Here is a 17,683-nt window from a genome sequence, read left to right as displayed (position 1 = left end):
CCTCCCCGCCCGATCATCGGCAACAATTCATGCCGCCGATGCTCTTGCGAGGGGTGCCGGGGCCCTGCCCTGCACTTAGTTACCGCTGGAGTTCAGCGCTTCGGTCAGTGCGGCTTCCACCTCACTGGCGCTCACACGCAGCGGCTTGTCGGCATCACGGCGACGCTTGCGCTCGCTGTGGTAGGCCAGACCAGTACCGGCCGGGATCAGACGACCCACGACCACGTTCTCTTTCAGGCCGCGCAGGTAATCGCGCTTGCCGGTTACCGCCGCCTCGGTCAGTACGCGGGTGGTTTCCTGGAAGGAAGCCGCCGAGATGAACGATTCGGTGGACAGCGAGGCCTTGGTGATACCCAGCAGCACACGGGTGTACTTGGAGATGAACTTGTCTTCGGCGGCGAGACGCTCGTTCTCGACCAGCACCTGAGTCAGTTCCATCTGGTCGCCCTTGATGAAGCTGGAGTCACCCGACTCGGCGATCTCGACCTTGCGCAGCATCTGACGCAGGATGGTCTCGATGTGCTTGTCGTTGATCTTAACGCCTTGCAGGCGGTAAACGTCCTGGATCTCGTTGACGATGTACTTCGCCAGCGCGCTCACACCCAGCAGGCGCAGGATGTCGTGCGGATCGCTCGGGCCGTCGGAGATAACTTCGCCGCGGTTTACCTGTTCGCCTTCGAAGACGTTCAGGTGGCGCCACTTCGGAATCAGCTCTTCGTACGGATCGCTACCGTCGGTTGGGGTAATGACCAGACGACGCTTGCCCTTGGTCTCCTTACCGAACGCGATGGTGCCGCTGACTTCAGCCAGGATCGAGGCTTCTTTCGGGCGACGCGCTTCGAACAGGTCGGCAACGCGTGGCAGACCACCGGTGATGTCACGGGTCTTCGACGTTTCTTGCGGGATACGCGCGATAACGTCACCGACGCCGATCTGGGCACCGTCAGCCACACCGACGAGGGCGTTGGCCGGCAGGAAGTACTGGGCCGGTACGTCGGTACCCGGCAGGTACAGGTCCTTGCCATTGGCGTCGACCATCTTGATCGCCGGACGGATTTCCTTGCCTGCGGCAGGGCGATCCTTGACGTCCATCACCTCAATGTTGGTCAGACCGGTCAGTTCGTCGGTCTGGCGCTTGATGGTGATGTTTTCTTCCATGCCCACGAAGGTCACGGTACCTTTCAGTTCGGTAACGATCGGGTGGGTGTGCGGGTCCCACTTGGCGACGATGGCGCCAGCTTCGACCTTCTCACCTTCCTTGACCGAAATCACCGCACCGTAAGGCAGCTTGTAGCGCTCACGCTCACGGCCGAATTCGTCGGCAATGGCCAGCTCGCCGGAACGCGATACGGCAACCAGGTTGCCATCGGCGCGCACGACCTGCTTCAGGTTGTGCAGGCGCACCATACCGCCGTTCTTCACCTGGACGCTGTCGGCAGCCGAGGTACGGCTTGCAGCACCACCGATGTGGAACGTACGCATGGTCAGCTGGGTACCCGGCTCACCGATCGACTGTGCAGCGATAACGCCGACAGCTTCACCGATGTTCACCTGGTGACCGCGAGCCAGGTCGCGACCGTAGCACTTGGCGCAGATGCCGTAGCGGGTTTCGCAGTTGATCGGCGAACGCACGATCACTTCGTCGATGCTGTTCAGCTCGATGAACTCGACCCACTGCTCGTCGACCAGGGTACCGGCCGGAACGATGACGTCCTCGGTGCCTGGCTTGAACACGTCACGGGCGATGACACGACCCAGTACACGCTCACCCAGTGGCTCGACAACGTCGCCGCCTTCGATGTGCGGGGTCATCAGCAGGCCCTGTTCGGTGCCGCAGTCGATCTCGGTCACGACCAGATCCTGGGCAACGTCCACCAGACGGCGAGTCAGGTAACCGGAGTTCGCGGTCTTCAATGCGGTATCCGCCAGACCCTTACGAGCACCGTGGGTCGAGATGAAGTACTGCAGTACGCTCAGACCTTCACGGAAGTTCGCGGTGATCGGCGTCTCGATGATCGAGCCGTCCGGCTTGGCCATCAGGCCACGCATACCGGCCAGCTGACGGATCTGAGCCGCGGAACCACGAGCACCGGAGTCGGCCATCATGTACATCGAGTTGAAGGACTCTTGCTCGACTTCGTCGCCATTGCGGTCGATGACCTTCTCTTTCGAGAGGTTGGCCATCATCGCCTTCGATACTTCGTCGTTCGCCTTGGACCACAAGTCGATGACCTTGTTGTACTTCTCGCCCTGGGTTACCAGGCCGGAGGCGTACTGGCTCTCGATTTCCTTCACTTCGTCGGTAGCGGTACCGATGATGCGGGCTTTCTCGTCCGGGATAACGAAGTCGTTAACACCGATCGAAACGCCGGAAATGGTCGAGTAGGCGAAACCGGTGTACATCAACTGGTCGGCGAAGATCACGGTCTCTTTCAGACCAACCACGCGGTAGCACTGGTTGATCAGCTTGGAGATCGCCTTTTTCTTCATCGGCTGGTTGACCACATCGTACGGCAGGCCTGCCGGTACAACCTGGAACAGCAGCGCGCGGCCGACAGTGGTGTCGACGATGCGGGTGTTCTTGGTGATGCTGCCGTCACGGTCTTTCACGGTCTCGTTGATACGGACCTTGATTTTCGCGTGCAGGGCAGCTTCGCCGGCGCGGAATACGCGGTCGACTTCCTGCAGGTCGGCGAACACGCGACCTTCGCCCTTGGCGTTGATGGCTTCACGGGTCATGTAGTACAGACCCAGTACAACGTCCTGCGACGGAACGATGATTGGCTCACCGTTGGCTGGCGACAGGATGTTGTTGGTCGACATCATCAGCGCGCGCGCTTCCAGCTGGGCTTCCAGCGTCAGCGGCACGTGAACGGCCATCTGGTCACCGTCGAAGTCGGCGTTGTACGCGGCGCAGACCAGCGGGTGCAGCTGGATGGCCTTGCCTTCGATCAGAACCGGCTCGAATGCCTGGATACCCAGACGGTGCAGGGTAGGTGCACGGTTGAGCAGTACGGGGTGTTCGCGAATCACTTCGGCGAGAACGTCCCACACCTCTGGCAGCTCACGCTCGACCATCTTCTTGGCAGCCTTGATGGTGGTCGCCAGACCACGCATTTCCAGCTTGCCGAAAATGAACGGCTTGAACAGCTCGAGGGCCATTTTCTTTGGCAGACCGCACTGGTGCAGACGCAGGGTCGGACCAACGGTAATTACCGAACGGCCGGAGTAGTCCACGCGCTTACCGAGCAAGTTCTGACGGAAGCGACCTTGCTTACCTTTGATCATGTCGGCCAGGGACTTCAGCGGACGCTTGTTCGAGCCAGTGATGGCGCGACCGCGACGGCCGTTGTCGAGCAGGGCGTCGACCGCTTCCTGCAGCATGCGCTTTTCGTTGCGCACGATGATGTCCGGCGCCGACAGATCGAGCAGGCGCTTCAGACGGTTGTTACGGTTGATCACCCGACGATACAGGTCGTTCAGGTCGGAGGTCGCGAAGCGGCCACCATCCAGCGGTACCAGCGGACGCAGGTCCGGCGGCAGTACTGGCAGGACGGTCAGGACCATCCACTCAGGCAGGTTGCCCGAACCCTGGAAAGCTTCCATCAGCTTCAGGCGCTTGGACAGCTTCTTGATCTTGGTTTCGGAGTTGGTCTGCGGAATTTCTTCGCGCAGGCGGCCGATCTCGTGCTCCAGGTCGATAGCGTGCAGCAGCTCGCGGACAGCCTCGGCACCCATGCGGGCGTCGAAGTCGTCACCGAACTCTTCCAGTGCTTCGAAGTACTGCTCGTCGTTCAGCAGCTGGCCCTTTTCCAGGGTGGTCATGCCCGGGTCGATAACGACGTAGCTCTCGAAGTAGAGCACGCGCTCGATGTCACGCAGGGTCATGTCCATCAGCAGGCCGATACGGGACGGCAGCGACTTCAGGAACCAGATGTGGGCAACCGGCGAGGCCAGCTCGATGTGGGCCATGCGCTCACGACGAACCTTGGCCAGGGCGACTTCAACGCCGCACTTCTCACAGATCACACCACGGTGCTTCAGGCGCTTGTACTTACCGCACAGGCACTCGTAGTCCTTGACTGGGCCAAAGATCTTGGCGCAGAACAGGCCGTCACGCTCAGGCTTGAACGTACGGTAGTTGATGGTTTCCGGCTTTTTGACTTCACCGAACGACCACGAACGGATCATTTCAGGCGACGCCAGACCGATGCGGATGGCGTCGAACTCTTCGACTTGACCCTGGTTTTTCAGCAAATTCAGTAGGTCTTTCAAGGCCTTTCCTCCTGGCGGAGCAGGGAGCGGGCATTACCTGCCCCACTCCCCTTCGCGTCACGTGTTATTCGGTTTCCAGATCGATATCGATACCGAGCGAACGGATCTCTTTGATCAACACGTTGAAGGACTCGGGCATGCCCGGCTCCATACGGTGATCGCCATCCACGATGTTCTTGTACATCTTGGTACGGCCGTTCACGTCGTCCGACTTCACTGTGAGCATTTCTTGCAGGGTGTATGCCGCGCCGTATGCTTCCAGCGCCCACACTTCCATCTCCCCGAAACGCTGACCACCGAACTGCGCCTTACCACCCAGCGGCTGCTGAGTAACCAGGCTGTAGGAACCAGTGGAACGCGCGTGCATCTTGTCGTCCACCAAGTGGTTCAGCTTGAGCATGTACATGTAACCAACGGTCACAGAACGCTCGAACTTGTTGCCGGTACGGCCGTCGAACAGCTGCATCTGGCCGCTTTCCGGCAGGTCTGCCAGCTTCAGCATGGCCTTGATCTCACGCTCCTTGGCACCGTCGAAGACTGGAGTGGCCATAGGCACGCCTTTCTTCAGGTTGTTTGCCAGGGCCATGATCTCTTCGTCGGTGAACTCTTCCAGGTTCTCCTGACGACCACCGATCTCGTTGTAGATCTCGGTGAGGAAGGTACGCAGTTCAGCGGCCTTGCGCTGCTCTTCGATCATGCGGTCGATCTTCTCGCCCAGGCCCTTGGCCGCGAGGCCCAGGTGGGTTTCGAGGATCTGACCAACGTTCATACGCGAAGGTACGCCCAGCGGGTTCAGTACGACGTCGACCGGAGTACCGTTGGCGTCGTGCGGCATGTCTTCGACCGGCATGATCACCGAGACGACACCCTTGTTACCGTGACGACCGGCCATCTTGTCACCCGGCTGGATGCGACGGCGGATTGCCAGGTAGACCTTGACGATCTTCAGTACGCCCGGTGCCAGGTCATCGCCCTGCTGCAGCTTGCGCTTCTTGTCTTCGAACTTGTCGTCCAGCAGGCGACGGCGATCGACGATGTACTGCTGAGCCTTTTCCAGCTGCTCGTTCAGTGCATCTTCGGCCATGCGCAGTTTGAACCACTGGCCGTGCTCCAGACCGTTCAGCACGTCGTCAGTGATCACGGTGCCTTTCTTCAGGCCCGCGCCACCGTCGACCACCTGGCCGTTCAGGGCGGAACGCAGACGCTCGAAGGTTGCGCCTTCGACGATGCGGAACTCTTCGTTGAGGTCCTTGCGGATCTCGTCCAGCTGCATCTTCTCGATGGCCAGGGCGCGGCTGTCGCGCTCCACGCCATCACGGGTGAAGACCTGTACGTCGATGACAGTGCCCTTGGTACCGGTCGGTACGCGCAGGGAGGTGTCTTTGACGTCGCTGGCCTTCTCACCGAAGATCGCGCGCAGCAGTTTTTCTTCCGGAGTCAGCTGGGTCTCGCCTTTCGGAGTGACCTTACCGACCAGGATGTCGCCAGCGCCGACTTCGGCACCCACGTAGACGATACCGGCTTCGTCCAGCTTGTTCAGCGCAGCCTCACCCACGTTCGGGATGTCCGCGGTGATTTCTTCTGGGCCAAGCTTGGTGTCACGGGCCACACAGGTCAGTTCCTGGATGTGGATCGTGGTGAAACGGTCTTCCTGGACCACACGCTCGGACAGGCAGATGGAGTCTTCGAAGTTGAAGCCGTTCCACGCCATGAACGCGATGCGCATGTTCTGGCCCAGTGCCAGCTCACCCATGTCGGTGGACGGACCGTCAGCCATGATGTCGCCACGCGCGACCACATCACCTTTGCTCACCAGCGGACGCTGGTTGATGCAGGTGTTCTGGTTCGAACGGGTGTACTTGGTGAGGTTGTAGATATCCACACCGGCTTCACCAGTCTCGACTTCGTCGTCAGCCACGCGAACGACGATACGGCTGGCGTCGACCGAGTCGATCACGCCACCGCGGCGAGCAACCACGCAGACACCGGAGTCACGGGCAACGTTGCGCTCCATGCCGGTACCCACCAGCGGCTTGTCAGCGCGCAGGGTTGGTACAGCCTGACGCTGCATGTTCGAACCCATCAACGCACGGTTGGCGTCGTCGTGCTCGAGGAACGGAATCAGCGACGCTGCGACCGAAACTACCTGCTTCGGCGAAACGTCCATCAGGGTGACGTCTTCCGGCGCCTTGACGGTGAATTCGTTCAGGTGACGAACGGCTACCAGCTCGTCGATCAGTTGCTTCTTCTCGTTCATTGCGGCCGAAGCCTGTGCAATGACGTGATCCGCTTCTTCGATCGCCGACAGGAACACGATGTCGTCGCTGACCACACCCTCTTTCACCACGCGGTACGGGCTTTCCAGGAAGCCGTACTGGTTGGTGCGGGCATAAGCAGCCAGGGAGTTGATCAGACCGATGTTCGGACCTTCCGGCGTTTCGATCGGGCACACGCGGCCGTAGTGGGTCGGGTGTACGTCACGGACTTCGAAGCCTGCGCGCTCACGGGTCAGACCGCCAGGGCCGAGTGCAGAGACACGGCGCTTGTGGGTGATCTCGGAGAGCGGGTTGTTCTGGTCCATGAACTGCGAGAGCTGGCTGGAGCCGAAGAACTCTTTCACCGCCGCCGCTACCGGCTTGGCGTTGATCAGGTCCTGAGGCATCAGGCCTTCGCTTTCGGCCATCGACAGGCGCTCTTTGACCGCGCGCTCTACACGCACCAGGCCAACGCGGAACTGGTTCTCGGCCATCTCGCCGACACAACGGACGCGACGGTTACCGAGGTGGTCGATGTCGTCGACGATGCCTTTGCCGTTACGGATATCGACCAGGGTCTTGAGGACCTCGACGATGTCTTCCTTGCTCAGCACGCCCGAACCTTCGATCTCGGTACGACCGATACGACGGTTGAACTTCATGCGGCCGACGGCAGACAGGTCGTAACGTTCGGCACTGAAGAACAGGTTGTTGAACAGGGTTTCGGCGGCGTCCTTGGTTGGCGGCTCGCCAGGACGCATCATGCGATAGATCTCGACCAGCGCTTCCAGTTGGTTGCTGGTGGTGTCGATCTTCAGGGTGTCCGAAATGAACGGACCGCAATCGATGTCGTTGGTGTACAGCGTCTCGATGCGAACAACCTGGGCCTTGGCGATCTTGACCAGCAGATCGGTGGTCAGCTCAGTGTTGCATTCGGCCAGGATCTCGCCGGTAGCCGGGTGCACGATCGCCTTGGCGGTGGTGCGGCCCAGTACGTACTCCAGCGGAACGTCCAGCTCTTTCACGCCAGCCTTTTCCAGCTGGTTGATGTGGCGCGCGGTGATACGGCGGCCCTGCTCGACGATGACCTTGCCGCTGCCGTCATGGATGTCCATGACCGCGACTTCACCACGCAGGCGCTGTGGTACCAGTTCCAGGCTGAGTTTCTCGCCGGACAGGTGGAACACGTTGGTGGTGTAGAAGGTGTTGAGTACTTCTTCGGTGCTGTAACCCAGGGCACGCAGCAGTACCGAGGCCGGCAGCTTGCGGCGACGGTCGATACGCACGAACACGCAGTCCTTCGGGTCGAACTCGAAGTCCAGCCAGGAACCGCGGTAAGGGATGATGCGCGCGGAGTACAGCAGCTTGCCGGAGCTGTGGGTCTTGCCACGGTCGTGGTCGAAGAACACACCCGGCGAACGGTGCAGCTGAGATACGATTACACGCTCGGTACCGTTGATAACGAAGGTACCGTTTTCAGTCATCAGGGGGATTTCACCCATGTAGACTTCTTGCTCTTTGATGTCCTTGATCGCTTTGTTCGACGATTCCTTGTCGAAGATGATCAGGCGCACCTTCACCCGCAGCGGGACCGCGAAGGTCACACCGCGCAGGACACATTCCTTCACATCGAAGGCCGGCTCGCCCAGGCGATAGCCGACGTACTCCAGGGCAGCATTGCCGGAGTAGCTGATGATCGGGAATACCGATTTGAAGGCCGCATGCAGACCGACGTCGCGGAACTGATCCTTGGATGCTCCCGCCTGCAGGAATTCGCGATACGAATCCAGCTGGATGGCCAGGAGGTAAGGCACATCCATGACGTCCGGCAACTTGCTAAAGTCCTTGCGGATACGTTTTTTCTCAGTGTATGAGTAAGCCATCAGCATTCCCCAGCTTGGTCACCTGCTTGTTTGGCATCTCCCGGCGGGAGCAGCCAGAAAATCGTGCAAACCCCTTGGTTTGCGCCACCGTCTTGGTGGTTGCCGCTCGTTATCGGGGCCGACCTGATCGGCCACCAATAACGGAAAAAGGCCGGTGGCATAAGCCACCAGCCATCAGCCCTTCGCTTAACGCTCGGACTGGAGTCGCAAAGTCGAAATTACTTCAGCTCGACTTTAGCGCCTGCTTCTTCCAGCTTCTTCTTCGCGTCTTCAGCGGCTTCTTTCGAAACGCCTTCAGCGATAACCTGAGGAGCGCCGTCGACTTTCTCTTTGGCTTCTTTCAGGCCCAGACCGGTCAGTTCACGAACTGCCTTGATCACGTTGACCTTCTTGTCGCCAGCTTCGGTCAGAACGACGTTGAACTCGGTTTGCTCTTCAGCAGCAGCAGCGGCAACAGCTGGGCCAGCGGCAACAGCGGCAGCAGCGGTAACGCCGAAGGTTTCTTCCATCGCTTTGATCAGCTCAACAATTTCCAGAACGGTTTTCTGGCCGATTGCTTCGATGATTTGCTCGTTAGTCAGAGACATGACTTAAATCCTGTATTGGGGTGACAGCCTACGCAGCCATCAAATTAAACATATGATTTTGAAAGGGTTGCGCGTGCCTTAGGCAGCAGCAGCTTCTTTCTGGTCGCGCAGAGCTGCCAGAGTGCGAGCCAGCTTGCTGGTTGCACCTTGGATTACGCTCATCAGCTGTGCGATAGCCTCGTCGCGAGTTGGCAGGGTTGCCAGCACGTCGATCTGGTTAGCGGCAAGGAACTTGCCGTCAAACGCAGCTGCCTTGATCTCGAACTTGTCCTGACCCTTGGCGAACTCTTTGAACAGACGAGCAGCAGCGCCCGGGTGTTCGTTGGAGAAAGCAATCAGGGTCGGGCCTTTGAACGCGTCGTTGAGGATCGAGAATTCGGTGCCTTCAACAGCGCGCTTGAGCAGGGTGTTACGTACGACACGTACGTAAACGCCAGCTTCGCGGGCCTCTTTACGGAGTCCGGTCATTGCGCCTACAGTCACACCACGGGCATCGGCCACGACAGCGGACAGAGCGACTTTGGCAGCCTCGTTGACTTCAGCGACGATGGCCTTCTTGTCTTCGAGTTTAATTGCCACGGGTTTACTCCTGGTTTCTACCGTTTCATCTGGCCGGAGCCGGATGTCGTTTTGGTGTCTGATTCGCGAACGAATCGGGAGCACCATCTGCGTAGGCTTGAGGTTTAAGGCTTGCGCCGCCTACGGTCTTGGATAGCCCCCGCCAGGCAGGGACCCCAATTTTCAGCAGCCGGTGCGACCAGGTCGCACCGGCCGAGCATTACACGTTCAGCGAGCTCTGATCGATGATCAGACCTGGGCCCATGGTGGTGCTCAGGGTAACGCGCTTGACGTAGATACCTTTCGAGGAAGCTGGCTTGATACGCTTCAGATCAGCGATCAGGGCTTCAACGTTTTCCTTCAGCTTGCCGGCTTCGAAGCCAACCTTGCCAACGGAGGTGTGGATGATACCGTTCTTGTCGGTACGGTAGCGAACCTGACCAGCCTTGGCGTTCTTCACGGCAGTGGCTACGTCTGGAGTAACGGTACCGACTTTCGGGTTAGGCATCAGGCCGCGAGGACCCAGAACCTGACCCAGCTGACCTACAACGCGCATGGCATCAGGCGATGCGATGACGACGTCATAGTTCAGGTCGCCGCCTTTCATTTCGGCAGCCAGATCGTCCATACCTACACGGTCAGCGCCGGCAGCCAGAGCGGCCTCAGCAGCTGGACCCTGGGTGAAGACGGCAACACGTACGGTCTTGCCAGTGCCGTGTGGCAGCACGGTAGCGCTACGAACGACCTGGTCGGATTTACGCGGGTCAACACCGAGGTTAACGGCGATGTCGTAGGATTCTACGAACTTGGCAGTCGGCAGCGAAGCCAGCAGGGTTGCAGCTTCTTCGAAGTTGTAGGCCTTGCCTGCTTCGATTTTCTCGGCGATTGCCTTTTGACGCTTGGTCAGCTTAGCCATTACACACCCTCCACGTTCAGGCCCATGCTGCGGGCAGAGCCAGCGATGGTGCGTACAGCTGCGTCCAGGTCAGCGGCGGTCAGGTCAGCCTGCTTAGCCTTGGCGATATCTTCCAGCTGAGCACGGGTAACGGTACCGACCTTGACGGTGTTCGGGCGAGCCGAACCGCTGGTCAGACCAGCAGCTTTCTTCAGCAGAACCGAGGCAGGGGTGCTCTTGGTTTCGAAGGTGAAGCTACGGTCACTGTAGACAGTGATGATCACTGGAGTCGGCAGACCTGGCTCTTGACCCTGAGTACGGGCGTTGAAGGCCTTGCAGAATTCCATGATGTTCACACCGTGTTGACCCAGTGCTGGACCAACGGGTGGGCTTGGGTTGGCCTGGCCGGCCTTTACTTGCAGCTTGATGTAAGCCTGAATCTTCTTAGCCATGAGCTACTCCAAAATCGGGTACGAACGCCAGATGGCTCCCCGGATGACTTGCGTTTTATCCCAGTGACGACAAAACCCCGCAGCACATAGGGCTGCGGGGTATGGGATGCTGCGTTCCGCTAGACCTTCTCGACCTGGCTGAACTCGAGCTCCACCGGAGTAGAGCGACCGAAAATGAGCACTGCGACCTGCAGGCGGCTCTTTTCGTAGTTAACTTCTTCGACGCTACCGTTGAAGTCAGCGAAGGGACCGTCAATGACGCGAACCACTTCACCCGGCTCGAACAGCGTCTTCGGCTTCGGCTTGTCACTGCCGTCGGCTACGCGACGCAGGATGGCCTCAGCTTCTTTATCGGTGATAGGCGCAGGCTTGTCTGCGGTACCACCAATGAAACCCATGACCCGAGGGGTATCCTTGACAAGGTGCCAAGTCCCTTCGTTCATTTCCATCTGGACCAATACATAGCCAGGGAAGAATTTACGCTCGCTCTTGCGCTTCTGGCCATTGCGCATTTCGACGACTTCTTCGGTCGGGACCAGGATCTCGCCGAACTCGTCTTCCATGCCAGCCAGCTTGACACGCTCGATCAGGGAGCGCATGACATGCTTCTCGTAACCCGAGTAAGCATGAACAACATACCAACGCTTAGCCACGAGACACCCTTAGCCAACGATCAAGGAGACCAACCAGCCGAGCAGGGAATCGAGCCCCCACAGCAGCAGCGCCATAACCAGGACTACAGCCACGACAATCAGCGTGGTCTGAGTGGTTTCTTGGCGAGTTGGCCACACGACTTTACGGATCTCGGTACGAGCTTCCTTCGCCAGCGCAAAGAACGACTTGCCTTTGGCGGTCTGCAAGGCAACGAAGCCAGCGACTGCAGCCAGGGCGAGCAGGACGAGTACGCGATACAGGATCGGAGAGGCGGAGTAATACTGATTACCCACAACGCCTACGACTACCAATGCAACAACAGCGAGCCACTTGAACAGATCAAAACGCGATTCTTGGGCTTCAGTTTTGGGAGTCATCGAGGAGGATCCTGTGAGAAGAAAGCCAATCACACCGAGGTGAATGGCAGGTCAGGAGGGAATCGAACCCCCAACCTACGGTTTTGGAGACCGTCGCTCTGCCAATTGAGCTACTGACCTATAACGCTGTATCAGGCCGGCCATTATACCGGCCTGATCATTTAAATCAACTACTTATTCAATAATTTTTGCTACGACGCCGGCGCCGACGGTACGACCGCCTTCACGGATGGCGAAGCGCAGACCGTCTTCCATTGCGATGGTCTTGATCAGGGTGACAGTCATCTGAATGTTGTCACCTGGCATTACCATCTCAACGCCTTCCGGCAGTTCGCAGTTACCGGTCACGTCAGTGGTACGGAAGTAGAACTGAGGACGGTAGCCTTTGAAGAACGGAGTGTGACGGCCGCCTTCTTCCTTCGACAGGACGTAGACTTCTGCGGTGAACTTGGTGTGCGGCTTGACCGAACCTGGCTTGACCAGAACCTGGCCACGCTCAACGTCGTCACGCTTGGTACCACGCAGCAGGACGCCGCAGTTCTCGCCAGCACGACCTTCGTCCAGCAGCTTGCGGAACATCTCAACGCCGGTGCAGGTGGTGGTGGTGGTGTCACGCAGACCAACGATTTCCAGCGGATCTTGAACGCGGACGATACCACGCTCGATACGGCCGGTAACAACGGTACCACGACCCGAGATCGAGAATACGTCTTCGATCGGCATCAGGAACGGCTGGTCGATGGCACGAACTGGCTCAGGAATGTAGGCATCCAGAGTTTCTACCAGCTTCTTGACAGCGGTAGTGCCCATTTCGTTGTCGTCTTTGCCTTCCAGGGCCATACGAGCCGAACCGATGATGATCGGAGTGTCGTCGCCTGGGAAGTCGTAGGTGGACAGCAGGTCGCGAACTTCCATCTCGACCAGTTCCAGCAGCTCAGCGTCGTCTACCAGGTCAGCCTTGTTCAGGAAGACCACGATGTACGGAACACCAACCTGACGGGACAGCAGGATGTGCTCACGGGTTTGTGGCATCGGACCATCGGCGGCCGAGCAAACCAGGATCGCGCCGTCCATCTGGGCAGCACCGGTGATCATGTTCTTCACGTAGTCAGCGTGACCTGGGCAGTCAACGTGAGCGTAGTGACGAATATTCGAGTTGTACTCGACGTGAGCGGTGTTGATGGTGATACCGCGCGCTTTTTCTTCTGGAGCCGAGTCGATCTTGTCGAACTCAACGACGGCCGAACCGAAAACTTCGGAGCAGACGCGAGTCAGCGCTGCAGTCAGAGTGGTCTTACCGTGGTCGACGTGGCCGATGGTGCCGACGTTGACGTGTGGTAGGGAACGATCAAACTTTTCCTTAGCCATCGATACAATCCTCCGCAGAAGAAATAGGTATACCGCTGATAAAACAAAGGCAGATATTTTCATATCTGCCTTGTTTATATGGAGCTCTTGAGCGGACTTGAACCGCTGACCTCACCCTTACCAAGGGTGTGCTCTACCAACTGAGCTACAAGAGCGAAACACCTTGCGCAATAACTGCAAACTTGGAGCGGGTAGCGGGAATCGAACCCGCATCATCAGCTTGGAAGGCTGAGGTTCTACCACTAAACTATACCCGCGGAGCTTGCGGCTCTCGCTAAAACTGGTGGAGGGAGAAGGATTCGAACCTTCGAAGCTCTCGCAACGGATTTACAGTCCGTCCCCTTTGACCGCTCGGGAATCCCTCCAGATGTGGCCGGCATTCTATTTGTCTGCCGCCTCAGTGTCAAGCTTTTTTTTCAAATTTTTTCAATCAAATCTGAAGCTTAGCTACTTTGACACCGCTTCCAGCTCTACCACCTCAGTGGTGTTCCCTGTGAAGCGGGCGCCATTCTATCAAGCTATTCAGCAGTTGCAATACCCTCGCACAAAATAATTTTGTGTTTTAAGTCTTTGAAATCCTTGGAAAGAGTCGCCAGTACAGCCTGGTCCAGCAAACGCTCGCTCTCCGGCGCTACTTTGAGCCAGAAACCTTCGGCACCCGGCAGCTGGCCAGCAAGCGGCTGCGCGGAAATATCCAGGCTCAACAAACGTTGGCGCAGCATATCCAGTTGCTCACGGGCCGACACCCCCCCCACGACCAGGCACTCATCGCGACGTCGGGCCGGCGCCGCGGCACCGGTCTCACGCAGCAGGCGTATCTCCTGCTGGGAACCCTTGTACAAAGACAGTGGGGCGACCTCCTTGGCCTTCAAAGGAGCTTCCTGCTGATGCCAGACGTAATAAAAGACGTTCAACACGACCAACAGCAGAAACAACCAGCGCATAGTCACCTCAACTCAACGGGCAGGCGATGGCCAAGCCGACAAATACCAGGTCCGGGACAATTCGCGCCTCGGGCACAGCCTCGCGCACCAAAGGCGCATCACCTCCCGTCAGGAAGACAGTGAAGCCCTCCCCCAGAAGCGCACCTGCTTGCTCCATCTGTGTACGGGCAAAGCCCTGGAGCATCAACACACAACCACGCTCTACCGCCTCGACCGTCGAGCGGCCTGGCTCAAGGCTGTTCAGCGCGCGCTCGGCGGAAGCATCGTCATAGCGAATACGGCGGGTGTGAGTACGCAACTGGCTGCGCATCAATGGCATGCCAGGGCAGATGTATCCTCCCAAGTGCTCACCATCAGCAGCAACGAAGTCGGCCTTGGCCGCAGTTCCGAAGTCGATGACCAGGCAAGCACCTTTCGCCAGATGATAGGCCCCCAAAGCACCAAGCCAACGGTCCATCCCCAGACGCTGGTAATCCTCATAGCCGTTACGGACGCCGGCCATTTCCTTTGCCGGCTGCGCCACGCACACCTCTACTGCGAAAGCCCCCTGGAGCAATCCGCGCAAGGAAGATGTCTCCTCCTCACTGCGGACACTGACCATTCGGCAACCGGCAAGACGCAACGCCGGCAACGCAGCAACAGCTGCCAGTAGCGCCTGATCGGAGTCGACGACGCCGCCTCCGGCAATAGCGGCATCCGCAGCATGGATGACACGCCACTTTATGAAGCTGTTTCCACAGTCGAGCTCAAGAATCATCACGCAACCTCAGGCTGAGCTCACCACCGCTGTAGCTCTTTTCCACACCATCGACATCAAGGCGCAATCCGCCCTGACCGTCCACTCCGAGCACCACCCCGTCGATCCGGGTACTACCCGCCACGAGCGAAACTTTCCGCCCCTGCCATAAGTGCGCCTGCTCCCACTCTTCCTGGAATGCAGCAAAACCATACCGACGATGACGAGCCAGCTCGTGCTGCAGCTGCTGAGTGAGCAAAGCGACCAGATGATTACGATCAATCACTTTACCCGTCTGCGTGCGCATCGAGGCCCAGGCCTGATCGACCAGGTCATTGCTCTGCATGTTCACATTGATACCGATCCCCAGCACGACATGACAGACATCCGCAGGATCACCCACCAGCTCGAGCAGAATTCCAGTGATTTTCCTGCCATCTGCCAACACATCATTGGGCCACTTGAGCCCCACATCCTGAAGCCCAAAGGCCTGCAGTGTGCGCATGACGGCCAACCCTACGACCAGACTCAACCCTTCCAGTTGGCGCATACCACCTTCAACGCGCAGCACCACGCTGTAATAGAGGTTCTCTGCGAATGGACTGACCCACTGCCGACCACGACGGCCGCGCCCGGCACGCTGACGCTCGGCCAGCACCATGAACGGGGCGCTTTGCCCGGCAGCGGCAAGCCGCAGCCCTTCTGCATTGGTCGAGTCGATATCCTGATGTATGAACAGCGGCCACTGCTCCCCTTGCGAAAAGTCGGCAATTGCCTGCTCTTCCAGCAAGTTCAGCGGAGAAGCCAGTTGATAGCCACGCCCACGAACCTTGTGAACGGTCAGGTTCAGATCGCTCTCGAGGTGCTGCAGCTGCTTCCACACGGCACTACGACTCACTCCGAGGGCAGCCCCCAGAGCCTCGCCAGAATGGAACCGGCCATCCTTGAGGAGATTCAACAACTTCAGCATGCCAGTCTCGATTTTGAATAAGGCTGGCATGATAGCTATGGGTAGTAGGCTTGCATAGGAAAAGGGGCCCATCGGGCTCCTACAAGGGGAAGCTGTTTCGGAGGCGCAAAGACAAAACCCCTACCTGCCTGCGCAGATAGGGGTTTTGCGAAATGAATCTTGACGATGACCTACTCTCACATGGGGAAACCCCACACTACCATCGGCGATGCATCGTTTCACTGCTGAGTTCGGGATGGGATCAGGTGGTTCCAATGCTCTATGGTCGTCAAGAAATTCTGTTGCCAGAAGATCCAGATGGATACTCCAGCGAATTCGGATATGTGATCTTTGTGATTCGTTGCGAACTTTCGGTTCGTATCGTCTTCACCACCACAATCTGCTTCGTGTGCAGATTGCTTGGGTGTTATATGGTCAAGCCTCACGGGCAATTAGTATTGGTTAGCTCAACGCCTCACAGCGCTTACACACCCAACCTATCAACGTCGTAGTCTTCGACGGCCCTTCAGGGGATTCAAGATCCCAGTGAGATCTCATCTTGAGGCAAGTTTCCCGCTTAGATGCTTTCAGCGGTTATCTCTTCCGAACATAGCTACCCGGCAATGCCACTGGCGTGACAACCGGAACACCAGAGGTTCGTCCACTCCGGTCCTCTCGTACTAGGAGCAGCCCCTCTCAAATCTCAAACGTCCACGGCAGATAGGGACCGAACTGTCTCACGACGTTCTAAACCCAGCTCGCGTACCACTTTAAATGGCGAACAGCCATACCCTTGGGACCGGCTTCAGCCCCAGGATGTGATGAGCCGACATCGAGGTGCCAAACACCGCCGTCGATATGAACTCTTGGGCGGTATCAGCCTGTTATCCCCGGAGTACCTTTTATCCGTTGAGCGATGGCCCTTCCATACAGAACCACCGGATCACTAAGACCTACTTTCGTACCTGCTCGACGTGTTTGTCTCGCAGTCAAGCGCGCTTTTGCCTTTATACTCTACGACCGATTTCCGACCGGTCTGAGCGCACCTTCGTACTCCTCCGTTACTCTTTGGGAGGAGACCGCCCCAGTCAAACTACCCACCATACACTGTCCTCGATCCGGATAACGGACCTGAGTTAGAACCTCAAGGTTGCCAGGGTGGTATTTCAAGGATGGCTCCATGAGAACTGGCGTCCCCACTTCAAAGCCTCCCACCTATCCTACACAAGCAAGCTCAAAGTCCAGTGCAAAGCTATAGTAAAGGTTCACGGGGTCTTTCCGTCTAGCCGCGGATACACTGCATCTTCACAGCGATTTCAATTTCACTGAGTCTCGGGTGGAGACAGCGCCGCCATCGTTACGCCATTCGTGCAGGTCGGAACTTACCCGACAAGGAATTTCGCTACCTTAGGACCGTTATAGTTACGGCCGCCGTTTACCGGGGCTTCGATCAAGAGCTTCGCTTGCGCTAACCCCATCAATTAACCTTCCGGCACCGGGCAGGCGTCACACCCTATACGTCCACTTTCGTGTTTGCAGAGTGCTGTGTTTTTAATAAACAGTCGCAGCGGCCTGGTATCTTCGACCGGCGTGGGCTTACGCAGCAAGTGCTTCACCCTCACCGGCGCACCTTCTCCCGAAGTTACGGTGCCATTTTGCCTAGTTCCTTCACCCGAGTTCTCTCAAGCGCCTTGGTATTCTCTACCTAACCACCTGTGTCGGTTTGGGGTACGGTTCCCAGTTATCTGAA

General features: G+C 58.1%; 12 protein-coding genes, 4 tRNA genes and 2 rRNA genes (1 of these 18 running past the window's edge). All 18 read right to left on the bottom strand.

The window, feature by feature from the left end; translation table 11 throughout:
- Positions 1-75: 75 nt before the first annotated feature.
- Positions 76-4,275: a DNA-directed RNA polymerase subunit beta' gene (gene rpoC, locus JYG34_RS02250; protein WP_011531885.1), complete on the bottom strand. Its 4,200-nt coding sequence runs from the start codon at positions 4,273-4,275 to the stop codon at positions 76-78.
- 64 nt (positions 4,276-4,339) lie between these two features.
- Positions 4,340-8,413 (bottom strand): DNA-directed RNA polymerase subunit beta, encoded by a 4,074-nt coding sequence (gene rpoB / locus JYG34_RS02245; protein WP_213659330.1) that lies wholly within the window; start codon positions 8,411-8,413, stop codon positions 4,340-4,342.
- Positions 8,414-8,631: 218 nt separating this feature from the next.
- Positions 8,632-9,000, bottom strand: coding sequence for a 50S ribosomal protein L7/L12 (gene rplL / locus JYG34_RS02240; RefSeq protein ID WP_011531883.1), 369 nt, complete (start codon positions 8,998-9,000; stop codon positions 8,632-8,634).
- A gap of 78 nt (positions 9,001-9,078) precedes the next feature.
- Positions 9,079-9,579 carry a 50S ribosomal protein L10 gene (gene rplJ, locus JYG34_RS02235; protein ID WP_003257082.1) on the bottom strand — a complete coding sequence of 167 codons (501 nt, stop codon included), beginning with the start codon at positions 9,577-9,579 and terminating at the stop codon, positions 9,079-9,081.
- A 199-nt stretch (positions 9,580-9,778) separates the two neighbouring features.
- Positions 9,779-10,474 (bottom strand): 50S ribosomal protein L1, encoded by a 696-nt coding sequence (gene rplA, locus JYG34_RS02230; RefSeq protein WP_011531882.1) that lies wholly within the window; start codon positions 10,472-10,474, stop codon positions 9,779-9,781.
- Positions 10,474-10,905: a 50S ribosomal protein L11 gene (rplK, locus tag JYG34_RS02225; protein ID WP_011531881.1), complete on the bottom strand. Its 432-nt coding sequence runs from the start codon at positions 10,903-10,905 to the stop codon at positions 10,474-10,476. The genes rplA and rplK overlap by 1 nt, the downstream gene beginning before the upstream one ends.
- A 119-nt stretch (positions 10,906-11,024) precedes the next feature.
- Complete coding sequence (gene nusG, locus JYG34_RS02220; protein WP_011531880.1) at positions 11,025-11,558, bottom strand: transcription termination/antitermination protein NusG; 534 nt, start codon at positions 11,556-11,558, stop codon at positions 11,025-11,027.
- 9 nt (positions 11,559-11,567) lie between these two features.
- Complete coding sequence (gene secE / locus JYG34_RS02215) at positions 11,568-11,936, bottom strand: preprotein translocase subunit SecE (RefSeq protein WP_011531879.1); 369 nt, start codon at positions 11,934-11,936, stop codon at positions 11,568-11,570.
- Positions 11,937-11,980: 44 nt separating this feature from the next.
- A tRNA-Trp gene (locus JYG34_RS02210) sits at positions 11,981-12,056 on the bottom strand.
- A gap of 54 nt (positions 12,057-12,110) precedes the next feature.
- A complete protein-coding gene (gene tuf / locus JYG34_RS02205; RefSeq protein WP_010951775.1) occupies positions 12,111-13,304 on the bottom strand; it encodes an elongation factor Tu in 1,194 nt (397 codons plus the stop codon).
- Between the two features lie 79 nt (positions 13,305-13,383).
- A tRNA-Thr gene (locus JYG34_RS02200) sits at positions 13,384-13,459 on the bottom strand.
- Positions 13,460-13,487: 28 nt separating this feature from the next.
- A tRNA-Gly gene (locus JYG34_RS02195) sits at positions 13,488-13,561 on the bottom strand.
- Between the two features lie 24 nt (positions 13,562-13,585).
- Positions 13,586-13,669: transfer RNA gene (locus tag JYG34_RS02190), tRNA-Tyr, on the bottom strand.
- A 153-nt stretch (positions 13,670-13,822) separates the two neighbouring features.
- Complete coding sequence (locus tag JYG34_RS02185; protein WP_213659329.1) at positions 13,823-14,248, bottom strand: hypothetical protein; 426 nt, start codon at positions 14,246-14,248, stop codon at positions 13,823-13,825.
- 7 nt (positions 14,249-14,255) lie between these two features.
- A complete protein-coding gene (locus JYG34_RS02180; protein WP_213659328.1) occupies positions 14,256-15,005 on the bottom strand; it encodes a pantothenate kinase in 750 nt (249 codons plus the stop codon).
- Positions 14,995-15,954 (bottom strand): bifunctional biotin--[acetyl-CoA-carboxylase] ligase/biotin operon repressor BirA, encoded by a 960-nt coding sequence (birA, locus tag JYG34_RS02175; RefSeq protein ID WP_213659327.1) that lies wholly within the window; start codon positions 15,952-15,954, stop codon positions 14,995-14,997. The genes JYG34_RS02180 and birA overlap by 11 nt, the downstream gene beginning before the upstream one ends.
- Before the next feature lie 157 nt (positions 15,955-16,111).
- Positions 16,112-16,227 (bottom strand): 5S ribosomal RNA (rrf, locus tag JYG34_RS02170).
- Positions 16,228-16,364: 137 nt separating this feature from the next.
- Positions 16,365-17,683, bottom strand: a 23S ribosomal RNA gene (locus tag JYG34_RS02165) (it continues 1,574 nt past the right edge of the window).

The sequence above is a fragment of the Pseudomonas entomophila genome (genome assembly GCF_018417595.1).
Classification (GTDB): Bacteria; Pseudomonadota; Gammaproteobacteria; order Pseudomonadales; family Pseudomonadaceae; genus Aquipseudomonas; species Aquipseudomonas entomophila_C.
This window is presented reverse-complemented; position numbering and strand designations above follow the sequence as displayed.